Below are 21,019 nucleotides of genomic sequence, written 5' to 3'. Positions count from 1 at the left end.
TCTCCATGACCAACGCGACCGCTGCCCGCCGTATGGGCCCCCAGGAACTCGATGCCTTCGGCGCCGAACTCGACGCGCTGCACACGCGCACGATGGCGCAGGTGGGCAAGGTCGATGCCGATTACATCCGCAAGGTGGTGCGCTGGGTGCGCTACTGCGGCTTCGGCGGCCGCGCGCTGCTGATGGTCGGCGCGATCGGCGGTGCCTTCGTGCCGTGGCTGCTGTGGCCGGCCTGCATCGCCGGCGTGCTGCTGCTGGCGCTGGCCAAGATCATGGAGAACATGGAAGTCGGCCACAACGTGATCCACGGCCAGTACGACTTCATGGGCGACCCGCAGTTCAACAGCCGCACCTACGAGTGGGACATCGTGGCGACGGCCGACAACTGGCGCCATTCGCACAACTTCCGCCACCACACCTACACCAACGTGCGCGGCATGGACGACGACATCGGCTACGGCCTGCTGCGCATCTTCCCCGAGCAGCGCTGGCGCCCGTTCTACCTGATGCAGCCGTTCATCGCGGTCGTGTTCGCGCTGTACTTCCAGTGGGGCGTGGCGATCCAGGAACTGAAGCTGGGCCGCTGGTTCGCCGGCAAGATGCCCAAGGGCAAGATGCGCCGCGACTTCTCGCCGGTGGGCCGCAAGATGGGCCGCCAGCTGCTGAAGGACTACCTGCTGTTCCCGGCGCTGGCCGGTCCGTTCTTCCTGCCGGTGCTGCTGGGCAACCTGGTCGCGAACGGCATCCGCAACGTCTGGACCTACGTCATCATCTTCTGCGGCCACTTCACTGCCGATGCCGAGACCTTTCCGAAGGATTCGATCCGCAACGAATCGCGCGGTCACTGGTACATGCGTCAGTTGCGCGGCTCGTCGAACATCGGCGGCGGCCGCGCGATGGACCTGCTGAGCGGCAACCTGAGCCACCAGATCGAACACCACTTCTACCCCGACGTCCCGGCGCACCGCTATGCCGATCTGTCGGTGGAAGTCCGCGAGATCTGCGCGCGTTACGGGCAGCCCTACAACACCGGCTCGCTGCCGCGGCAGTTCGGCGAGGTCGTGTGGCGCATCGTGCGGCATGCGTTCCCGAGCCGGCCGAAGCGGGTGCGCCGTGCACCTGAGGGTGTGCCGCAGCAGGCCTAGTAGTGGGGCCGATGTCCGCCGGTTGCCTGATGCAATGAACGCCCCGCCTTATGCGGGGCGTTTGCGTTCGGGGGTTCGGTTGATGCGTCGGCGGGTGGTGAAAGAGGTGTTGTTCGGTGCGTGGTGATACGGTGTGACGCAGTCGCAGTCGCAGTCGCAGTCGCAGTTGCTGTTGCTGTTGCTGGTGTGTGTTTGATCTGGCTTTTGCTTGGCCCTTGGCCCTATCGAGCCGTAAAGCGAGCCGAGCATCGCAGGGCGTCGGGGCCGGAGAGCAGCCCATGTCTGAGCGCAGCGAGTTTGGGCTGCGTGCCCCGTCGCCCGAGAAGCGCAGGGGACCGAGCCGGCGCAGCCGGCTCGGATCGCGTCCGGCGACGGCGTTTTTGCTTACTTTTGGCAAGACAAAAGTAAGCCGCGCGACAGCGCGGAAGCCCTGTCCTTGGCAAGAAAGTTGATCGCGCCCAACAGCGCACACCTCGCGCGGATTCTGATTCAAATTCCGTGTTCGGACTTAGAGCCGAAGCTAAAGCAGAGGGGTGGATCAATTGCACGGCTTTCGCACGCTGACGCGTGCGAGTTCCTTTTTGACCGGCCAAAAAGGAACCAAAAAGCCCGTTCGCCGGACGCGATCCGACACGGCTGTGCCGTGCCGGTGCCCTGCGCTTCTCGGACAGCGGGGCACGCAGCCCAAACTCGCTGCGCTCAGACATGGGCTGCTCTTCGGCCCCACTGTCCTGCGATGCTCGGCTCGCTTTACGGCTCGGCAGATCAAAGGCTGAAAGCCGAAGCCGAAGCCGAAGCCGAAGCCGAAGGCGGGCAAAGGAAAAAGCAGAGCGCGGCAGAAGAAAGAAGCTGCCCACACCCACCATCCCCACACGCCCTCATCCGGATAATGCATCCCGCATTCCCCCGAAGCCCCCGCATGTCCCAATCGAAGCCCCCACATCCCGCCGACTGCGTCCGCGTCCGCGGCGCGCGCGAGCACAATCTCAAGGACGTCGATGTCGACATCCCACGCGATGCGCTGGTGGTGTTCACCGGTGTGTCAGGCTCCGGCAAATCGTCGCTGGCCTTCGGCACGCTGTTCGCCGAAGCGCAACGCCGCTATCTCGATTCGATCTCGCCCTATGCGCGGCGGCTGATCGACCAGGCTGGCGTGCCGCAGGTCGATTCGATCGAAGGCCTGCCGCCGGCGGTGGCATTGCAGCAGGCGCGCGGTACGCCGACGGCGCGCTCCTCGGTGGGCAGCCTGACGACGATCTCCAACAGCTTGCGCATGCTGTATTCGCGCGCCGGCGACTATCCGCGCGGGCAGGACATCATCTACGCCGACGGCTTCTCGCCGAACACGCCGGCGGGCGCGTGTCCGACCTGCCACGGTCTGGGCCGCATCTACGACGCGACCGAAGCCTCGATGGTGCCCGACCGCTCGCTGACCATCCGCGAGCGCGCCGTGGCGGCGTGGCCGGGTGCGTGGCACGGACAGAACCAGCGCGACATCCTGACCTCGCGCGGCATCGACGTCGATGTGCCGTGGTCGAAGCTGCCGAAGAAGACCCGCGACTGGATCCTGTTCACCGACGAACAGCCGGTGGAGCCGGTCTATCCCGGCTTTGATCTGGACGAGGTCAAGCGCGCGCTCAAAGCGAAGACTGAGCCGGCCTACATGGGCACCTTCACCAGTGCGCGCCGGCACGTGCTGCACACCTTCGCCAATACGCAGAGCCCGCAGCAGAAGAAGCGCGCTGCGCAGTTCCTGGTGGGGGCGGACTGTCCAGAGTGCCACGGCAAGCGGCTGCGCCGCGAGGCGCTGTCGGTGACGTTCGCGGGCCTCGACATCGCGGACTTCTCGCAACAGCCGCTCGATGCGCTGGCGGCGCTGCTCGCGCCTGCCGCGGCCGGCGACACCCACGCGAAGGCGCATCCGGAGCAGGCACTCGCCGCGCAGCGCATCGCGCAGGATCTGTTGTCGCGCATCCGCGTGCTGCAGGACCTCGGGCTGGGCCATCTGGCGCTGGCGCGCGGCACGCCGACGCTGTCGCAGGGCGAACTGCAGCGCCTGCGCCTGGGCACGCAGATCCGCTCGCAGCTGTTCGGCGTGGTCTACGTGATGGACGAACCCTCGGCGGGTCTGCATCCCGCGGACGCCCAGGCGCTGCTGCGTGCGCTGGACCAGTTGCGGGCCGCGGGCAATTCGCTGTTCGTCGTCGAGCACGAGATCGACGTCATCCGTCATGCGGACTGGATCGTCGATGTCGGCCCGGCCGCGGGCGAGCAGGGCGGGCAGGTGCTCTACAGCGGCGTGCCCGCGGGTCTGGCGCAGATCGAGGCCTCAGCGACGCGGCGGTATCTGTTCGCGGGCCATGCGCCGATCGCGCGCTACGGGCGCACGCCTGCGTCCTGGCTTGCCCTGCGGAACATCCACCGGCACAACGTGCGCGGGTTGGATGTCGACATCCCGCTCGGCGTGTTCACCACGGTCACGGGCATCAGCGGCTCGGGCAAGTCGTCGCTGGTCAGTCAGGCGCTGGTGGAACTGCTGGCCGCGCACGTCGGCGCGGGCCGTGACGCGGACGACGACACGCCGCTGGATCCGCTGGAGCGCGGCGTCGAGGCAGCGCTGGAGGGTCGCATCGAAAGCGGGTTGGACAGCGTGCGTCGGCTGGTGCGGGTGGACCAGAAGCCGATCGGGCGCACGCCGCGTTCGAACCTCGCGACCTACACCGGGCTGTTCGATCACGTGCGCAAGCTGTTCGCGGCCACGCCGATGGCGAAGCGTCGCCGTTACGACGCCGGCCGCTTTTCGTTCAACGTGGCCAAGGGCCGCTGCGCGACCTGCGACGGCGAGGGCTTCGTCAGCGTGGAACTCCTGTTCATGCCCAGCGTCTATGCGCCGTGTCCGGAGTGTCACGGCCAGCGCTACAACGCGCAGACGCTGGAAGTGACGCTGCGCGGCCGCAACATCGCCGAAGTGCTCGGCATGACCGTGACCGAGGCCGCGGGGTTCTTCGCCGACGATGCCGCCGTCGCGCGACCGCTGTCGGTGCTGGTGGAAGTCGGCCTGGGCTATCTGCGTCTGGGACAGCCGGCGACCGAGTTCTCCGGCGGCGAGGCGCAGCGCATCAAGCTGGCCAGCGAACTGCAACGTGCGCAGCGCGCCGGCACCGTCTACGTGCTCGACGAACCCACGACCGGCCTGCATCCGGCGGATGTCGACACGCTGATGCTGCAGCTGCAGGCGCTGGTCGAGGCGGGCAGCACGGTGGTCGTCGTCGAGCACGACATGCGCGTGGCCGCCGCCAGTGACTGGATCATCGACATGGGTCCCGGCGCCGGCGATGCCGGCGGTCAGGTGGTCGTGGCCGGCACCCCGGCGCAGGTGGCACGTCACAAGCGCAGTCGTACGGCGCCGTTTCTGGCCGAGGCGATGCGCGATGTCTGAAACGCGTTGCAGCGTTCTGAGCGCGTCGAAAACCGCCTGACATCCACGTGTGCGGTTGCCGGACGGGTCGCGCATGTGGCATACGCAACGGCCGGCAATGTGCGTCGGCAACATGATGATGGGGACGATGGGACGACCGCTGTGGATCGTGTGGGGCCTGGCGGCGCTGTTTCTGGCGACGTCGGCGGGAACGGCGCGCGCCGCGGGCGATGCGCCGGACGCGGACGATTACGCGCGTTCGCTCGGCCTGCGCGAGGCCTGGCGCGGACTCACGCGCGACGTGGCGTTTCCGGCGCGCTGGACAGCCGACGGGCGCTTCGATTACCGGGTCACGGTCGACGGCGGTATGGCCTTCATGCGCCACGATCCCGCGACCGGACGCAGCGCGCCCGCGTTCGACCACGCGGCGATCGCCGGTGCGTTGGCGCGCGCCGATGGCGGAGGCCACGTGCCCCTGCAGTTGCCGTTCGAACAGTTCGACGTGATCGACGATGGCCAGGCGATCGGCTTCCAGGCCGATGGCGTGCGCTGGCGTTGCGCGCTGTCGCCGGCCGTTTGCACGCACGCAGCACCGCGCGCAGGACGGCCGCGTGCGTTCGGCGTGGTGCGCGATCTGACGGTGCCGGCCGACACGAGGCCGCGCCCGTCGCCGGACGGCGTGCACGAGGCGCTGGTGGAAAACGACAACGTGGTCGTACGTCGCATCGCCGATGGCGCGATCGTGCTGCGCGGTGCGGGCGGTCATGCAGGCGCGTTCGATGATCCCGAGACGCTGGCCTGGTCGCCGGATTCGCGCTGGCTGGCGGTGTACCGCGTGGTGCCGGGCGATCGCCGCGAGATGGTGCGCGTAGAGACCGCGCCGCGCGACCAGCGCCAGCCACGTGTGCACACCCAGCTCTATCCCAAGCCCGGCGACGCGGTCGACATCGAACGACCGCTGCTGTTCGACCTGCACAGCGGTCGGCGCTTCGAGATTGACGCCGCCCTGTTCGCCAATCCCTACCGCCTGTCGCCGATCGGCTGGCGGCGCGACAGCGGCAGTTTCGCGTTCGAGGTGATCCACCGCGGTCACCAGCGCGTCGATGTGATCGCGGTCGACGTGCCGGAGGGCGATGCCGCGCCGGTCGCACGGATCGCGGTGGCCGAGCCGAGCGCGACGTTCGTGGACACCTGGCGCGGTTTCCGGCACGAGGTCGGCGGCCTGCAGGACGAGATCATCTGGGTGTCCGAGCGCGACGGCTGGCGCCACCTCTATCTGTTCGATGGTCGCAGCGGCGCGCTGCGCAACGCGATCACACGCGGCGACTGGGGCGTGCGCGAGGTACTGCGCGTCGACGACACGCAGCGCCGGATCTGGTTCACCGCCAGCGGCATGGACGCGGGGCGCGATCCGTATTTCCGGCATCTGTTCCGGGTGGATTTCGATGGCGGCAATCTGACCCGACTGACCGAAGCCGATGCGGATCACGACATCGCGATCTCGCCCGATGGCGCGTTCTATGTCGATCTCTATTCGCGCATCGACCTGCCACCGGTGATGGAGCTGCGGCGCGCAGACGGCACGCAGGTGGCGGAGATCGCACGCGGCGACATCACGGCGCTGGTCGACGCCGGCTGGCGCGCGCCGGAGGTCTTCGTCGCCAAGGGCCGCGACGGCAGCACCGACATCTGGGGCGTGGTGGTGCGCCCGCGCGATCACGATCCGGCCAAGCGCTATCCGGTGATCGAGAACATCTACGCCGGACCGCACGACGCCTTCGTGCCGAAGACGTTCTGGCCGTTCGGCTATCACAGCGGCGGCGACAAGGTAATCGGCATGCAGGCGCTGGCCGACCTCGGCTTCATCGTCGTGCAGATCGACGGCATGGGCACCGCGCACCGCGGCAAGGCCTTCCACGACGTGGCCTGGCGGAACCTCGGCGATTCCGGGTTTCCGGACCGCATCGCCTGGCATCGCGCATTGGCGGCGGTGGATCCGTCGTACGACATCTCCCGTGTCGGCATCTACGGCGCCTCGGCCGGTGGCCAGAGCACGCTGGGCGCGCTGCTGTTCCATTCCGAGTTCTATTCGGTCGGCGTGGCCTGGAACGGTTGCTACGACAACCGCATGGACAAGATCAGCTGGAACGAGCAATGGATGGGCCTCCCCGAAGGCGAGGGCGACCATTACGCACGCGCCTCGGGCGTCGAACATGCGCATCGCCTGCAGGGCGAACTGCTGCTGATCCTCGGCGAGCAGGGCGACAACGTCGATCCCGCGTCGACGATGCAGGTCGTCGATGCGCTGGTCCGCGCCGGCAAGGATTTCGAACTGCTGACCTTTCCCGGGGGCGGCCATGCGGTCGGTCGCTCCAGCGGCCCGATCGACTATGCGCATCGGCGCCAGTTCGATGTCTTCGTCCGCCATCTACTCGGCGTCGCACCGCCCCGCTGGAACCGCGTGGCCACCGCGCCATGAATCCGCATTTCCCCAGATCCATCTCCAGGAGTCGTCCCATGTCCATCGCACCGCGTCGCCGTACGACGCTGTCCGCCCTCGCGCTGTCGCTGTCGCTCGCCCTCGGTCTGCCGGGCATCGCGGCCGCACAGGACGCGCCTGCGACCACGCTGGCGCCGCCGGCGAACGCCGCCGAGTCCGCGCTGCGCGATCTCTATACCGCCGAGTGGGCATGGCGCCAGGCGGAGTTCGACCGCGTGCGCATCGATGGCCGCTGGCAGGCCGGCGACCGCATGTCGTCGGTGACGCCCGACGCCTGGGCCCGCCGCGCCGCGTACTGGAAGGACGTGCTGGTGAAGCTGGATGCGATTCCGCTCGAATCGCTGGGCCGCGAGGAGCGCATCAACGCCGAGGTCTTCCGCACCTCGCTCGAGGCCAGCGTGGCGAACGCCGACTGGCGCACGTTTGAAGCGCCATTCAACAGCGACAGCTTCTTCTGGGGCGGTATCAATCCGCGCCAGCCCTACCAGACCGAAGCCGACTGGCGTCGTTTCATCGCGCGTCTGGGCGACGTGCCGCGTTATTTCGACGAGCAGATCGCGAACATGCGCAGCGGCCTCGACCGCGGTTGGAGCGTGCCGCGCGCGACGCTGGAGGGGCGCGATGCCACGCTGGTGCCGTACACGCAGACCGGCGAGGACAATCCGCTGCTGGCGACGTTCGAACGCATTCCGGTCTCGATCCCCGAGCCCGTGCGCAGCCAGTTGCGCGAAGAAGGCCGTCGCGTGGTGCTGGAGCAGACCGTGCCGGCCTACAGTGCGCTGCTGGGCTTCATCCGTGACGATTACTTCCCGAACACGCGCACGACGATCGCCGCCAGCGACCTGCCGGAAGGCCGTGCGTTCTACCAGTCGCAGATCCGCGAATACGTCACCCGCGACATGAGCCCGCGCGAGATCCACGATCTGGGCCTGGCCGAAGTGGCGCGGATTTCCGCCGAAATGCGCGAGGTCATGACCCGCGCCGGCTTCACCGGTACGTTCGAGGAATTCCTCGAATACCTGCGCACCGATCCCAAGTTCTACGCCAAGACGCCGCGCGAACTGCTGGCCTACACCGCGTGGATCGCGAAGAAGATCGACGGCGAGCTCAAGCATCTCGTCGGCACCCTGCCGCGTTACCGCTTCACGATCCTGCCGGTCGCCGACGACATCGCGCCGATCTACACCTCGGGCCGCGGCGGCCTGGAAGCGTGCTTCTTCAATACCTACGACCTGCCGTCGCGTCCGCTGTACAACTTGCCGGCACTGGTCGCGCACGAATGCGCGCCCGGCCACAGCTTCCAGGCCGCGCTCGCGCTCGAAGCGCCGGCGCGTCCGGACTTCCGCCAGCAGACGTACTTCTCCGGTTACGGCGAAGGCTGGGGCCTGTACACCGAGTGGCTCGGCACGCGCATGGGCATCTACGAGACGCCGTACGACGAGTTCGGCCGTCTGACCTTCGAGATGTGGCGCGCGGCGCGCCTGGTCATCGACACCGGCCTGCACGAATACGGCTGGAGCCGGCAGCAGGCGATCGACTATCTCGCCAGCCACACCGCGCTCGCGCGCCACGACGTGGTGACCGAAGTCGACCGCTACATCTCTTGGCCGGGCCAGGCGCTGTCGTACTACATCGGCTACAAGACCATCCTCGACCTGCGCGCCGAAGCCGAGCGCGAACTCGGTCCGGCCTTCGACCAGCGCCCCTTCCACGACACGATCCTCAATCTGGGCTCGGTGCCGTTGCCGGTGCTGGAAGAGGAAGTGAGGCGGTTCATTGCCGAGCAGAAGGCGCATGCAGACAGCGCTGGATAATCCGCTTTCCGCGCGCGGCCCGGGGACGGAGGGGTGCGTCGCGTAAGGCCAGAAGAGTTGTGTCGTTCGCATTTCTGGCGCACGATGCGTTGCAATTGCAACGCATCGAGGCGGCCATGAAAACTGCGACGTTTCCTTCTTTGCGCGTCGCGCCGGAACTGCGCGCGGCGGCGGAAGACGTGCTTCGCGAGGGGGAGAGTCTGTCCGGATTTGTCGAGTCCTCCGTGCGCGCCGAGATCGAGGCACGTCAGGCGGACGCGGCGTTCATCGCGCGCGGTCTTGCTTCGGGCGCAGGCGCGAAGCGCACCGGTCGCTATGTGGGAGCGGCGGATGTCCTCGCGGCGCTGGAGACAGCGTTGGACGACCGGAAACGTCGCACAGGATGAGTTTCCAGGTCCGCTTCACGGAAGAAGCCGCCGTTGATCTGCAGCGTCTCTTCGAATTTCTACTCGACCGTTCTGACGGGGATTGGCGTCTTGCCGAGCGTGCGATAGTCGCGATCCGGCAGACACTTGCGCTTGTCGAAACGTCGCCTTTCAGTTGCCGACGTGCCGCAAGCGGGCACCCCTTGCTACGCGAGCTTGTGATTCCGTTCGGGGCGTCAGGCTACGTCGCGCTTTTCGAGATCGATGACCAGAGCACCGTCACGGTGCTTGCAGTCCGACACCAACGCGAGCGCGATCTGTACTGACGTCGCTCGCGTTTCTGGCGTGCGCTACGCCTCGCGCAGCTTCTTTTCCATCCGCGCGTGGTCGCGGCGGTAGCGCTGCGCCGCGCGCGTTTTCTGGGTGTCGCTCAGCAGCTTGCCCGAGACCTGGAAGAACTTGCGTTCCTCTTCGCGCAGGTGGTGATGCACCTTCTCCGACAGCTGCTTCGCTTTCGCCATCCACGCCGCACCGGCGTGGTCGTGCGTCTGCAGGTCCTCGACCAGTTCGTCCATCTCGTGATGCTCGTGCAGCGCGTGGCGCGACGCGTCGAGGCCGGCGTCGTGCATCAGGATCGGCGCGTAGAGGAAACGCTCCTCGGCGGCGGCATGCGCGGCCAGCTCGATGCGCAGGTCGGTGAACAGTTCGACGCGGCGTGCGCTGTGCGGCGGGGCGCGCAGCAGCTTGCGGCACAGCGAACGCTGGCGTTCGTGGCTCTCGCGCAGGGCGTCGTAGATGGTCTCGGGCATGGCGGGCTCCGTGGTCGGCTGGCTGCGGGCACCCTAGGCCGGGCCGGGTGGAGCCGGCGTGTGCGGCCGCCGTTCCACGGGCGCGCTTGAGCCGGCCTGCGGCAACGCCGAGAATCAGAGCATCGGCCAGCATCCATGGCCCACAGGATCCCGCCATGCAGAACCTTCGCGTTTCCACCGTCCAGGGCGCCACCGTGTGGCACGACCCGGCGGCCAACCGTGACTACTACGGCGCGCTGATCGCCCCGCTGCATGGGCTGACCGATCTGGTGGTGCTGCCCGAGACCTTTACCAGTGGTTTCAGCAACGATGCGATCGATCGCGCCGAGGACATGGACGGTCCGACCGTCGCCTGGATCCGCGAACAGGCCGTCGCGCTCGATGCGGCAGTGACCGGCAGCGTGCAGTTGCGCGACGGCGACGGCGTCTACAACCGCATGCTCTGGGCGACGCCCGACGGCGCGCTGCGCCATTACGACAAGCGGCACCTGTTCCGCTACGCCAACGAACACAAGCGCTATGCGGCGGGGCGCGATCGGCTGACGGTCGAGTGGCGCGGATGGCGGATCAATCCGCAGGTCTGCTACGACCTGCGGTTTCCGGTGTTCTGCCGCAACCGCTACGACGTCGAGCGTCCGGGGGATCTCGATTTCGATCTGCAGCTGTTCGTCGCCAACTGGCCGGCTGCGCGCGCCTACGCGTGGAAGACCCTGCTGCGCGCACGGGCGATCGAGAACCTGTGCTTCGTGGTCGGCGTGAACCGCGTCGGTGTGGACGGCAACGACATCGCCTATGCGGGCGACAGCGCGGTGCTCGACTGCCTGGGCCATCCGCTCAGCGAATCGACCGATATGGAAGTCGTGTCGACGACGACGCTGTCGGCGGAACAGCTGGCCGCGCACCGCACGCGTTTCCCGGCGATGCTCGACGCGGACCGCTTCACCCTCGACGGCATGTCGAACGGCGGCGATTGACCGCGGCCGGATCTACAGTCCGAAGTGCCGGCGCACGTCGCGATGGGTGATCGCCTCCAGGGCGCGCTGCGCGGCGGTGGGATGTCCGGCCGCGTACAGCGCCCGGCCGAGCACGCCGAGGCCGATGTCGCGGCCGTAGCTGCCGCCGTGCCGGCGATTGAGATCCAGCGCACGTGAGAGTGCGTCATCGGCCTCCGCCACATGGCCCCGCTGGTACAGCGCCAGCGCGATGTCCTGCAGGCAGGTCTGCTGCAGCGGGGGATCGGCGATGTCTGCCGCCAGGTCGAGCAGGGCAGCGGGCGGGTCGGTCTCGATGCGCGCGTCGAGCGTCCGCTTGAAATCCGCATGCCGGCGCGCGAAATGGCGCGCGTGCAGAAAGAGTCCAGCCATCAGCAAGGCCATCGCCAGGCTGCCGAACCCCAGCCAGCCGGTGATCGCCGTATCGGCGCGGTCGCCGCGCAGCCGTGCGTAGGTGGGGCGCTGCGGCAGGTAATGCACGGCCAATGCGGCAGGCAGTACACGGAAGCCTGCGCGGTAACTGGTACGGCCGCGCGCGCTGAACACCACGGTCTGCCCCGCGTGGTCGGTGAAGGCGATCCGGTAACAGTTCTCCAGACCGAAGCGGGTGCCGGTACGGCAGGTCCGCTCGTCCACCACGTGCCCGAACGTATCGACTGCGTCGCGATCGAACAGCCGGTTCTCGCGCACGCCACTGGCGAACAGGGCCAGGAACAGCAGTGCCGTGAGGGCCGGAAGGCCGATCATCAGCATCGGTACCCAGCCATCGGTTTCGATGAGCCGCGTGAGGCGGGGAAAGCGTCCGCGTGGGCGGGCAGAGGGTTCCGGGGGCATAGACGGATCGGGGCGCGGTCTTGCGCCAGCAAGCGAGTCCAGCGTGCGTGCGACTGCCGCGATGCGCGTGGCGGCCGACGTCGCTTCGAAGGAGGTGTGTCGGATCGTCAGACGGAACGCGCCGGGCGCGACGTCGTGTCAGATGCGCATGCATTGATTGCGCCCGGCCCGGGATGACGAGGCATCCCGGACGCAGGCGACGCGCAGGCACCACGTCCGATGCCGGACGCGTCCGAAGACGATATTCGCGGCCCGGATCGGCGGACCACGGCACGCGTCGGACGCATCGGTGAGACGCAAGGGCTCCGGATGGAACGCCGCGTCAGCGCATGACGCGCACCGGGCAAGCCGGCACGCGTCACGCGTCAATGCGGCTTACCGGTTGCCGCCGCGGGGACCGCGGTTGCCACCGCCGCCCGGACGTCCGCCGGGACCACGATTGCCACCCGGTGCGCCGCCGGGACCCCGGCCGCCACCGCCCGGACCCTTCGGTCCGCGATTGCCGGCCGGACGCGGACCGCGCGGGGCTGCATTCGGATTGAAGCTGCCGGGATTGGCATGGTCGGACGGAAAGCTGGGCGCGCTGTCCGGATGACCGTAGGGCGCGCGCGGACGACCTGCGCCGCCACCGCCACCGCCCGCCGGACGCGACGCCCACGGACCCTGTCCGCCACCACCGCCGCCGCCCGGTCCACGCGGACCGCCGCCGCCTGCACCGCGCGGACCCTGTCCGCCGCCGCCGGGACCACCGGGGCCGCGCTTCTTCGCGCCGCCGGGACCGCCTGCACCGCCATAGGGCTTCTTCGGGCCGCGGCCGTCGGCATTGCGGTGGCCGGTCGGGCCGGTCTCCACGCCATCGGGCACGTACCAGGTGCGGAACGCAGCCGGATTGCCATCGGGCAGGGCGCGCGCGCCCTTGTCGGCCCGCTGCTTGAACGGCTTCTGCGACTGCTTGGCCGCCGCGTCGCCGCTGACGGTCAGGCCGCCATGCGCTTTGCGCGGACCGCCGCGACCACGGCCGCGATCTTCGCGCACGTTGTCGAAGCGACGCAGCTCACGGCCTTCGTCGGCGCCACTGTTGTGGCCGTTGACGTAGGCCTTGCCGGTGCCGCCCCCCTTGCCCAGGTGCACGGTCGACTTGGCCGCCTTGCGCTGGCCGATCACCGGCTGCAGCGTCAGCGCCGGCGGCGGACCTTCCTCGAGCTTGAGTTCGGTGCGCAGGCTTTCGACCTGCGCGGCCGGCAGTTCCTGCGACTGGCCGCGCAGCAGCGGCTGCGGCAGCACGACATTGCCGTAGCGCACGCGCTTGAGGCGGCTGACCTGGCAGCCCTGCGATTCCCACAGGCGGCGCACTTCGCGGTTGCGGCCTTCCTTCAGCAGCACCTGGTACCAGTCGTGCGAATCGGTGCCGCCGATGCGTTCGATCGCGTCGAACTTGGCCGGGCCGTCTTCCAGCGCGACGCCGCGCTTGAGGCGGTCGACGATCTTGTCCGACACGGTGTCCTCGCCCTCGGGGGCGCGCACGCGGCACACGTACTCGCGCTCGACCTCGTACGACGGATGCATCATCGCGTTCGCGAGTTCGCCGTCGGTGGTCAGCAGCAGCAGGCCGGTGGTGTTGATGTCGAGGCGGCCGATCGCGATCCAGCGGGCGCCCTTGAGCGCGGGCAGGGCCTCGAAGATCGTCGGACGGCCTTCGGGATCCTCACGCGTGGTGACCTCGCCCTCGGGCTTGTTGTAGACCAGCATCCGCGCCGGCTCGGTCAGTGCACTGGCCACGAAGACCTTGCCGTCGAGTTCGACCCGGTCGCCGCCCTTGATCGACATGCCGGTCAGCGCGGCTTCGCCGTTGACCTTGACCAGACCGTCGGCGATGCGCTGTTCGAGCGCGCGACGCGAGCCCAGCCCGGCCTGCGCGAGCACCTTGTGCAGGCGCTCTTCCAGCTTGGGGGCGGCATCGGCGGCCGGCGCTTCGCCGCGCTTGAGCGACAGCGGGGAACGGGTGGGCTTGTCGGGGGTGTTGCGATGTTGCGTCATGAAGTACTCCGGTCGCTGTCGCCGTCCGCGGCGAGGGCGTCTTGTGGGTCGGGATCCTGGGCGCCGGGTTCGGCGTCCGTGTCGGGGTGGGGTGTCGCAGTCTCTGACGTGGCGGGATCGCCCGCGTCCGTGTGTGTGTCGCTGCCGGTGTCGGCGGCGCTGTCGTCGTGCGGCGGCGGCGCGTGGCTCGCATCGTGGTCGTCGACCTGCGCGGTGTCCGTGCCGTCCGCGGAGAGCGCGCCGTCCGCGGTGTCGTCGTGATCCTCGTCCGCGAGGTCGTCCGCATCGAGCCCGGAATCATCGCCGCCGGCGATACCGCCGACGCCGCGCGGGCCGTCGTCGTTGAGCCGCAGCTGCGGATCGAGTTCGGCGAAATCCTTCAGCTCGGACAATGGCGGCAGCTCGTCCAGCCGCTTGAGGCCGAAATAGTCGAGAAAGCCCTTCGTCGTGCCCAGCAGTTCCGGGCGGCCCGGCATGTCGCGGTGGCCGACGACGCGGATCCACTCGCGCTCTTCCAGCGCCTTGATGATGTTGCTGTTGGTGGCGACGCCGCGGACCTGCTCGATCTCGCCGCGCGTGATCGGCTGGCGGTAGGCGATCAGGGCCAGCGTTTCCAGCGTGGCGCGGGTGTAGCGGGTCTGGCGTTCGGTCCACAGCCGGCTCACCCAGCCGTGGACGTCGCCCTTGACCTGGTAGCGCCAGCCCGAGGCCAGCTCGACCAGCTCGACGCCGCGGTCCGCGCACGCGGCCTGCAGGTCGTCGAGCGCCTGACGCAGGCTGCCGTCGGGCGCGGGTTCGTCCAGCGTGAACAGTGCGCCCAGCTGGGCCACGGTCAGCGGCTGCGTGGAGGCGAGCAGGGCGGCCTCGACAACGCGGTTGATGAAGGTCTGGTCCATCGTGGATTCGGACTCGAAGCTCAGTGGAGACGCGTGGTGCGCGTCATGTCGGATCAGGGACGTGGTCGTCGAACTCGCTGGAGAACGTGGTCGGCGGCGCAGCGCCGTCGGCATCGGCCAGCGATTTGATGTAGATCGGCGCCAGCGGCGCCTCCTGCACGATGTCGAGCAGGCGTTCCTTGGTCAGCTCCAGCACCGACAGGAAGGTCACCACCACGCCGAGGCGGCCTTCTTCCGGGTCGAACAGCGTCTCGAACCGGTGGAAATGCCCGCCGGCGAGCCGGGTCAGCACTTCGCCCATGCGCTGGCGCACGCTGAGCGCATCGCGCCGGATTGCATGGCCGGTGAACAGCTCGGCGCGCTTGAGCACGTCGTGCAGGGCCAACAGCATCTCGCGCAGGTCCACCGGCGGTGGCTCGCGGGAGACATCGTGGTCCGGCAATGCCGCCTGCGCCGGCGCGGTGTCGCGGTCCTGGCGCGGCAACCGGTCGATGTCTTCGGCCGCCTGCTTGAAACGTTCGTACTCCTGCAGCCGGCGGACCAGCTCGGCGCGCGGGTCGCCCTCGTCGTCGGCGTCCAGCACAGGGCGCGGCAGCAGCATCCGCGATTTGATCTCCGCCAGGATCGCGGCCATCACCAGATACTCGGCGGCCAGTTCGAAGCGCAGTTCCTGCATCACGCCGATGTAGGCGACGTACTGCTTGGTGATGTCGGCGACCGGGATGTCGAGGATGTCCAGGTTCTGCCGGCGGATCAGGTACAGCAACAGATCGAGCGGGCCTTCGAAGGCCTCCAGGATCACTTCCAGCGCATCGGGCGGGATGTACAGGTCCTGCGGGATCTGCAGCACCGGCTGACCGTGCACGAGTGCCAGGCGCATTTCCTGCTGCTGCGGCGTCGACGCAGGCAGCGCCGGCGCGTCTGCGTCGGAGGCGGGTTGACTCATTCGGGTCGCGGCCACATGGGCACGCACAGGAACGGGATCACGGATGGGGCATCACTGCTGACATGGCATGACGACGGGACGGCGGGCGCAAGGCACGGGTCCGGATCGGTGCGCGGCACGGGCCGGCGCGGGAACTGCGGATACTGCTGAGACGTCTGCGGCCGGATGCCATGCGCGACACGTGACTGCAAGTGCAGCGCGGAGATCGGAAGGCGTCGGACCGGGCCGGTGGGGTGATCGCGGAGCAGGTGGCGTGGACTGCGCACCGCTGCGGGAACTGGCCGGGAATGCTGGAACACAGGGTACGCGCAGCGCCGGGGCGATGTCCAGCGTCGCCCGCATCGCGTCGTTCGAGGCGATCCGCCTACACTGCGGCCGGCTGTCCGGAGGAGACTTTACGATGTGGTACCTGATCGAAGGCTACGACCATGCGGACGTGCTCGACCGGCGTCTGGCCGCACGACCGCCGCATCTCGAACGCCTGCATGCATTGCGGAACGAGGGGCGTCTGCTGCTGGCCGGCCCGTGCCCGGCGATCGATGCGGAGGATCCGGGGCCTGCGGGTTTCAGCGGCAGTCTCATCGTCGCGGCGTTCGACTCGCTGGTCGATGCGCGGGCGTGGGCCGATGCCGATCCCTACGTGGCGGCAGGCGTCTACGCACGCGTTGAGGTCAGGCCGTTCCGGCCGGTTCTGCCCTAGCGTTTCGCATCCGGCATCTTGCACTGCAGCATCGCGAAAGGTGACGCTGAGTTTGCAGAAGTGACGTGGAAACGCTTACATTCGCGCCGTTCGCATGCTGCGGAGGGCGGAATGGGCGTGACCATCAAGGATGTCGCAAAGGCCGCCGACGTATCGGTCGCGACCGTGTCACGTGCGCTCAACGGCCATCAGAACGTGGCCGAAGCCGTTCGCAAGCGGGTGCTCGAAGCCGCAGCCGAGTTGCGTTACAGCCCACACCACGCGGCGCGCAGCCTCAGCAGCCGGCGCACGCAGACCGTCGGCGTCGTACTGCCCGACCTCCACGGCGCGTTCTTCTCCGAACTGATGCGCGGCATCGACCAGGTGGCGCGCACCCGCGGCCTGCATCTGCTGGTCTCCAGCTATCACGGTAATCCGGAAGAGCAGGGCGCCGCGCTGCGGGCGATGCGCGGACGCGTCGATGGCCTGCTGCTGTTGTCGCCCTATGTGCACGAGGCCGATTTCCTGGCCCGGAATGTCGACGACAGCCTGCCGCTGGTCCTGATCAATGCATCGGGTCCCGTCGAGCGGCCATCGATCGGCATCGACAACTACGGTGGCGCGCGCGACATGGTGCGACACCTGCTCGACATCGGACATCGACGGATCGCCTTCATCCGAGGACCCGACGACAACGACGACGCCGGCGAGCGCCTGCGTGGCTATCGCGATGCGCTGGCCGATGCGGGATGCGCGCCCTGGGAGTTGCCGGGCCGGTTCGACGAAGATTCCGGGCATCACGCCGGGCAGTCGCTGGTTGCGATGGACGACCGTCCCGACGCGGTGTTCGCGGCCAACGACACGATGGCGATCGCGTGCATCTACGCGCTGGGTCGTGCGGGCGTGCGCGCACCGGACGACATTGCGGTAGCGGGCTTCGACGATATTCCGCTTGCACGCTACGTTCACCCGTCGCTAACGACGATACGCGTCGACATCGCTGAACTCGGGGCCCGCGCGCTGCGTGCCCTGCTCGATCCACAGACAGAGCAAGCGCAGACCCCGGCATCGACCCGCGGGCTGCAGCCGGCCCTCGTGGTGCGGGATTCCTGCGGTGCAGGCCATGACCGGAAGCAGCCTCGTTCGACGAGCTGATTGCAAGTGACACCTGGAGCCTTGGGAGGGGATCTGGATGAGGATCGAGCGTGCGGGTTGCGTCCTGGCCGTCGCGGTGATCGCTGCGCGGATGCGCGTCAGCGCGAAGGCAACGCGATGCATCGGAATGCGCAAGGCAACCAATCGACGCCGACGCGCCCGTCTGTGCAACGGCGCTGCTCCGTCTGAAATGCTTCTGTTCGCGACGCGCACCGACGCGGTCGCCACCACCGACACCACCTGACTGACCGGGCGCCCACGCGGGCTTCCACCGGTGTGCTGTGCGTCGCAGGGGGTGACGCGCGCCCTGCCGGGTATCCGACCAACCGATATTCCGATTGAAGTGAGAACCACCATGACGCATACCCCCGTTCGTTTCCGCCCGCTGTCGCGTTCGCTGCTCAGCGTCGCGCTGGCAGGCTGCATGGCGATCGCCGCACCTGCGGCACTGGCGCAGTCCACGGCCGCCACGATCCGTGGCCAGGTGATGGTGGACTCCGCGCCGGCCACCGATGCCCGCGTGACTGCGGTCAACACCGCCACCGGCCTCAGCCGCAGCGTGGGCGTGAGCGCCAACGGCGCCTACAACCTTGCCGGTCTGCCGCCGGGCACCTATCGGGTGCAGGTGGAAGCGAATGGCCAGAGCACCTCGCAGAACGTCACGGTGGCCGTGGGTCAGACCACGACCTTGAACCTCGGCGTGGGCGGTGAGGCCGAAAGCGCGACGGCAGGCGAGGCCACCGACCTGGCCACGGTCCAGGTGACGGCCGACGCACTTGTCGAGACGAAGACGTCCGAAGTCGCGACCTATATCTCCCAGAAGCAGATCGACTCGCTGCCCCAGAACTCGCGCAATTTCCTGTCGTTCGCCGACATCGTGCCGGGTGTGACGGTGTCCAATTCGCCGACGGGCGCGTCGATCCGCAGCGGCGCGCAGGTGTCGAACGCAGTCAACGTCTTCATCGACGGCGTCGGCCAGAAGGACTACGTGCTCAAGGGCGGCGTGACCGGGCAGGATTCCACGCCCGGCAATCCGTTCCCGCAGCTGGGCATCGCCGAATACAAGGTCATCAGTTCGAACTACAAGGCCGAATACGACCAGCTTTCGAGCGCGGGCATCACCGCGGTCACGAAGTCGGGCACGAACGAGTTCGAGGGCCAGTTCTTCTGGGACTACACCGCACAGGATTTCCGCTCCAAGACCGCCGAAGAAAATTTCCGTGGCCGCGACAAGGTGCGCTCGGGCACCGAGCATTACGGCATCGCCATCGGCGGCCCGATCATCATGGATCGCCTGCACTACTTCGTGACCTACGAGGCGAAGGAGATCGATCGCGTCGCTTCGATCACGCCGGGGCGCGATTTCGGCATCGACTCGCTGCCTTCGCCGTATCGCGAGGAAGCATTGGCGACGACCGGTTCGCCGTTCACAGAAGATCTGTTCTTCGGCAAATTGAGCTGGACGCCGGGCGACGCGCACCTGGTCGAATTCACCGCCAAGTATCGTGAAGAAGAGGATATCGTCGGGGTCGATGGCATCAACACTTTCCAGTTCGGTACGTCACGCGCTGGCGAGGAGACCCGCCTCGATCTGCGCTACCAATACAGCGCCGAGAACTGGCTCAACGACGCACACATCACGTTCGAGGATGCGACCTACGGTCCGCGTCCGCTCACCATCGCGCGCGGTCAGCGGCTGCTGATTCCCGCCGAGGGCGAGGTGAATGACAACAATCCGCGCATGGATGCCATCCTCAACATCGGCGGCGGCGCCGACCAGCAGGACAAGGGACAGAAGGGACTCGGCTTCCAGAACGACTTCACGTGGTTCGGCTTCGAGGCGCACACCATCAAGGCAGGCATCAAGTACAAGGATGTCGAGGTCAGTGCGAACCAGTTGCAGCCGCCGAATCCCCAGTATTTCTACGATCTCAACCAGAGTCTGGATGTGCCCTACCAGGTCCAGTTCACATCGTCGGGACTGACGGGCGATGGCGCGGTGGTGTCCAAGAACCAGCAGCTCGGCCTGTACATCCAGGACGACTGGGAGGTCAACGATCGACTGACGGTCAACCTCGGTGTGCGCTGGGATTACGAGAAGACCCCGAGCTACCTCGATCACGTGACGCCGCAGCCGATCGTGGATGCGCTCGCGGCGTCTCCGGGACTGAACGTGCCGGGCGTGGATTACGACTACCGTCAGTTCGTGAGCACGGGTAACGAGCGCAGTGCCTTCAAGGGCGCATGGCAGCCGCGGGTCGGCTTCTCCTACGATTTCAGCGGCGACGAGTCGTTCGTGCTGTTCGGTGGTGCAGGGCGCTCTTACAACCGCAACCAGTTTGATTTCCTCGCGCGCGAACAATACGGCCTGGCATTCCCGAGCTACACCTATCAGTTCGAACTGCCCGGACACGACTGCACCACGACTTCTGCGCAAACCTGCCTGACCTGGGATCCCTCGTACCTCGAACAGGACGCGCTCGATGGCCTGGTGGCCGCCGATCCCGGCTTGGGGCGCGCGGTCTATCTGATCGACAACGATCTCAAGACCCCGTACTCCGACCAGTTCAGCCTCGGTGTCCGCAACGTCTTCGACATGATGGGCAACACCTGGAATTCCTCGGCCACGCTGCTTCACGTGCTGAGCCATGACGGCATTCTGTTCACGGTCGGCAATCGCCGCGACGATGGCTCGTTCTATGCGCCGGGCCGTACGTTCAGCGGCATTCCGCCGGAGAACCTGCCGGGTTACGGCCGTCTGCTGATCGGCCGGAACGCGGTGGAGACACGTCTGAACTCCGTGCTGCTGTCGCTCGACAAGCCGTTCACCAGCGAGTCCGGTTGGGGCACGACGATCGCCTACACCTTCAGCGACGCCAAGGAGAACCGGAACAACAGCGACACGTTCTCGTTCGATTACCGTGACCTGGACGATGTCGCGTTCACGCGCGCGCTCGGGATTCCACGCCACCGCCTCGTCACCACCGGCATCTACGACATCGGTTGGGGACTCACGCTGTCGGGCAAGTTCGAGATCTCGTCGCCGGCGGCGCGCGAGTCCTTGAACTGCATCGACATCGATACGTTCAACTGCTTCTTCGATCCCTACTACCCGGACACCACGGTGGGCTTCAAGCAGTTCGATCTGGCCTTGCAGAAGGAGTGGGACACCGGCACGGACATCCGTCTCCGCGTCCGCGCCGACGTGCTCAATGTCTTCAACTGGTACAACTGGACCGATTACATCGATGGCCGTGGCGATGGGCGCGATCCGAGCAATCCCAACAGCGTGGCCAACCCCAACGAAAACTTCGGTCGTCGCAATCCCGACAGTTTCGCCACGGCGTTCCCGCCGCGGACGTTCAAGCTGACGTTCGGCGTCAACTGGTAACCCTGAATGCTGCCGGCCCCCGCAAGGGCGCCGGCAGT

The 21,019-nt window shown here is 67.6% G+C and carries 16 protein-coding genes; 11 read left to right on the top strand and 5 right to left on the bottom strand.

Annotated elements, in window-relative coordinates:
• Nucleotides 1–5 precede the first annotated feature (5 nt).
• From AC3A5K_RS13795 to AC3A5K_RS13770, 6 genes are all read left to right on the top strand, one after another.
• Nucleotides 6–1,145: a fatty acid desaturase family protein gene (locus AC3A5K_RS13795; RefSeq protein ID WP_487618109.1), complete on the top strand. Its 1,140-nt coding sequence runs from the start codon at nt 6–8 to the stop codon at nt 1,143–1,145.
• Nucleotides 1,146–2,064: 919 nt separating this feature from the next.
• The gene (locus AC3A5K_RS13790; RefSeq protein ID WP_487618108.1) at nt 2,065–4,584 is read left to right on the top strand and encodes an excinuclease ABC subunit UvrA; all 2,520 of its coding nucleotides are present in this window, start codon (nt 2,065–2,067) and stop codon (nt 4,582–4,584) included.
• A 127-nt stretch (nt 4,585–4,711) separates the two neighbouring features.
• A complete protein-coding gene (locus AC3A5K_RS13785; RefSeq protein ID WP_487618107.1) occupies nt 4,712–7,042 on the top strand; it encodes a DPP IV N-terminal domain-containing protein in 2,331 nt (776 codons plus the stop codon).
• A 38-nt stretch (nt 7,043–7,080) separates the two neighbouring features.
• Nucleotides 7,081–8,877 (top strand): DUF885 domain-containing protein, encoded by a 1,797-nt coding sequence (locus AC3A5K_RS13780; RefSeq protein ID WP_487618106.1) that lies wholly within the window; start codon nt 7,081–7,083, stop codon nt 8,875–8,877.
• A gap of 116 nt (nt 8,878–8,993) precedes the next feature.
• Entirely contained in the window at nt 8,994–9,263 is a 270-nt protein-coding gene (locus AC3A5K_RS13775; RefSeq protein ID WP_487618221.1) for a YlcI/YnfO family protein, read from the top strand.
• Nucleotides 9,260–9,568: a type II toxin-antitoxin system RelE/ParE family toxin gene (locus tag AC3A5K_RS13770; RefSeq protein ID WP_487618105.1), complete on the top strand. Its 309-nt coding sequence runs from the start codon at nt 9,260–9,262 to the stop codon at nt 9,566–9,568. Before AC3A5K_RS13775 ends, AC3A5K_RS13770 begins: the two co-directional genes overlap by 4 nt.
• Before the next feature lie 24 nt (nt 9,569–9,592).
• On the opposite strand, the gene AC3A5K_RS13765 is transcribed toward AC3A5K_RS13770, so the two are convergent.
• On the bottom strand, nt 9,593–10,051 hold the full coding sequence (locus AC3A5K_RS13765; RefSeq protein ID WP_487618104.1) for a hemerythrin domain-containing protein: 459 nt from the start codon (nt 10,049–10,051) through the stop codon (nt 9,593–9,595).
• A 155-nt stretch (nt 10,052–10,206) separates the two neighbouring features.
• Between AC3A5K_RS13765 and AC3A5K_RS13760 the strand changes: the two genes are divergently transcribed.
• The gene (locus AC3A5K_RS13760) at nt 10,207–11,025 is read left to right on the top strand and encodes an amidohydrolase (protein ID WP_487618103.1); all 819 of its coding nucleotides are present in this window, start codon (nt 10,207–10,209) and stop codon (nt 11,023–11,025) included.
• Nucleotides 11,026–11,037: 12 nt separating this feature from the next.
• Here the strand turns inward: AC3A5K_RS13760 and AC3A5K_RS13755 are convergent, their stop codons facing one another.
• The 4 genes from AC3A5K_RS13755 to AC3A5K_RS13740 form a co-directional block, all read right to left on the bottom strand.
• Nucleotides 11,038–11,790, bottom strand: coding sequence for a hypothetical protein (locus tag AC3A5K_RS13755; RefSeq protein WP_487618102.1), 753 nt, complete (start codon nt 11,788–11,790; stop codon nt 11,038–11,040).
• Between the two features lie 462 nt (nt 11,791–12,252).
• Entirely contained in the window at nt 12,253–13,914 is a 1,662-nt protein-coding gene (locus tag AC3A5K_RS13750; protein WP_487618101.1) for a pseudouridine synthase, read from the bottom strand.
• Complete coding sequence (scpB, locus tag AC3A5K_RS13745) at nt 13,911–14,810, bottom strand: SMC-Scp complex subunit ScpB (RefSeq protein WP_487618100.1); 900 nt, start codon at nt 14,808–14,810, stop codon at nt 13,911–13,913. The genes AC3A5K_RS13750 and scpB overlap by 4 nt, the downstream gene beginning before the upstream one ends.
• Before the next feature lie 43 nt (nt 14,811–14,853).
• Nucleotides 14,854–15,756 (bottom strand): segregation and condensation protein A, encoded by a 903-nt coding sequence (locus tag AC3A5K_RS13740; protein ID WP_487618099.1) that lies wholly within the window; start codon nt 15,754–15,756, stop codon nt 14,854–14,856.
• Nucleotides 15,757–16,156: 400 nt separating this feature from the next.
• Here AC3A5K_RS13740 and AC3A5K_RS13735 point away from each other — a divergent pair, with 400 nt between their 5' ends.
• The 4 genes from AC3A5K_RS13735 to AC3A5K_RS13720 all read left to right on the top strand — a co-directional run bounded on the left by AC3A5K_RS13735 (nt 16,157) and on the right by AC3A5K_RS13720 (nt 20,981).
• Nucleotides 16,157–16,456, top strand: coding sequence for a YciI family protein (locus AC3A5K_RS13735; RefSeq protein WP_487618098.1), 300 nt, complete (start codon nt 16,157–16,159; stop codon nt 16,454–16,456).
• A 111-nt stretch (nt 16,457–16,567) separates the two neighbouring features.
• Nucleotides 16,568–17,590 (top strand): LacI family DNA-binding transcriptional regulator, encoded by a 1,023-nt coding sequence (locus AC3A5K_RS13730; protein WP_487618097.1) that lies wholly within the window; start codon nt 16,568–16,570, stop codon nt 17,588–17,590.
• A gap of 37 nt (nt 17,591–17,627) precedes the next feature.
• Nucleotides 17,628–17,834: a hypothetical protein gene (locus tag AC3A5K_RS13725; protein ID WP_487618096.1), complete on the top strand. Its 207-nt coding sequence runs from the start codon at nt 17,628–17,630 to the stop codon at nt 17,832–17,834.
• 111 nt (nt 17,835–17,945) lie between these two features.
• Complete coding sequence (locus AC3A5K_RS13720) at nt 17,946–20,981, top strand: TonB-dependent receptor (RefSeq protein ID WP_487618095.1); 3,036 nt, start codon at nt 17,946–17,948, stop codon at nt 20,979–20,981.
• Nucleotides 20,982–21,019 lie beyond the last annotated feature (38 nt).

Source organism: Luteimonas sp. Soil_C_5 (assembly GCF_057656615.1).
This window is presented reverse-complemented; position numbering and strand designations above follow the sequence as displayed.

What these genes read in the sequence shown, in the direction of transcription:
- AC3A5K_RS13720 (WP_487618095.1), top strand. Translation starts at nt 17,946, where the DNA reads ATGACGCATACCCCCGTTCGTTTCCGCCCGCTGTCGCGTTCGCTGCTC.
- AC3A5K_RS13740 (WP_487618099.1), bottom strand. Translation starts at nt 15,756, where the DNA reads ATGAGTCAACCCGCCTCCGACGCAGACGCGCCGGCGCTGCCTGCGTCG.
- AC3A5K_RS13725 (WP_487618096.1), top strand. Translation starts at nt 17,628, where the DNA reads ATGAGGATCGAGCGTGCGGGTTGCGTCCTGGCCGTCGCGGTGATCGCT.
- AC3A5K_RS13795 (WP_487618109.1), top strand. Translation starts at nt 6, where the DNA reads ATGACCAACGCGACCGCTGCCCGCCGTATGGGCCCCCAGGAACTCGAT.
- AC3A5K_RS13770 (WP_487618105.1), top strand. Translation starts at nt 9,260, where the DNA reads ATGAGTTTCCAGGTCCGCTTCACGGAAGAAGCCGCCGTTGATCTGCAG.
- AC3A5K_RS13775 (WP_487618221.1), top strand. Translation starts at nt 8,994, where the DNA reads ATGAAAACTGCGACGTTTCCTTCTTTGCGCGTCGCGCCGGAACTGCGC.
- AC3A5K_RS13785 (WP_487618107.1), top strand. Translation starts at nt 4,712, where the DNA reads ATGGGACGACCGCTGTGGATCGTGTGGGGCCTGGCGGCGCTGTTTCTG.
- AC3A5K_RS13790 (WP_487618108.1), top strand. Translation starts at nt 2,065, where the DNA reads ATGTCCCAATCGAAGCCCCCACATCCCGCCGACTGCGTCCGCGTCCGC.
- AC3A5K_RS13750 (WP_487618101.1), bottom strand. Translation starts at nt 13,914, where the DNA reads ATGACGCAACATCGCAACACCCCCGACAAGCCCACCCGTTCCCCGCTG.
- AC3A5K_RS13765 (WP_487618104.1), bottom strand. Translation starts at nt 10,051, where the DNA reads ATGCCCGAGACCATCTACGACGCCCTGCGCGAGAGCCACGAACGCCAG.
- AC3A5K_RS13760 (WP_487618103.1), top strand. Translation starts at nt 10,207, where the DNA reads ATGCAGAACCTTCGCGTTTCCACCGTCCAGGGCGCCACCGTGTGGCAC.
- AC3A5K_RS13755 (WP_487618102.1), bottom strand. Translation starts at nt 11,790, where the DNA reads ATGATCGGCCTTCCGGCCCTCACGGCACTGCTGTTCCTGGCCCTGTTC.
- AC3A5K_RS13730 (WP_487618097.1), top strand. Translation starts at nt 16,568, where the DNA reads ATGGGCGTGACCATCAAGGATGTCGCAAAGGCCGCCGACGTATCGGTC.
- AC3A5K_RS13780 (WP_487618106.1), top strand. Translation starts at nt 7,081, where the DNA reads ATGTCCATCGCACCGCGTCGCCGTACGACGCTGTCCGCCCTCGCGCTG.
- scpB (WP_487618100.1), bottom strand. Translation starts at nt 14,810, where the DNA reads ATGGACCAGACCTTCATCAACCGCGTTGTCGAGGCCGCCCTGCTCGCC.
- AC3A5K_RS13735 (WP_487618098.1), top strand. Translation starts at nt 16,157, where the DNA reads ATGTGGTACCTGATCGAAGGCTACGACCATGCGGACGTGCTCGACCGG.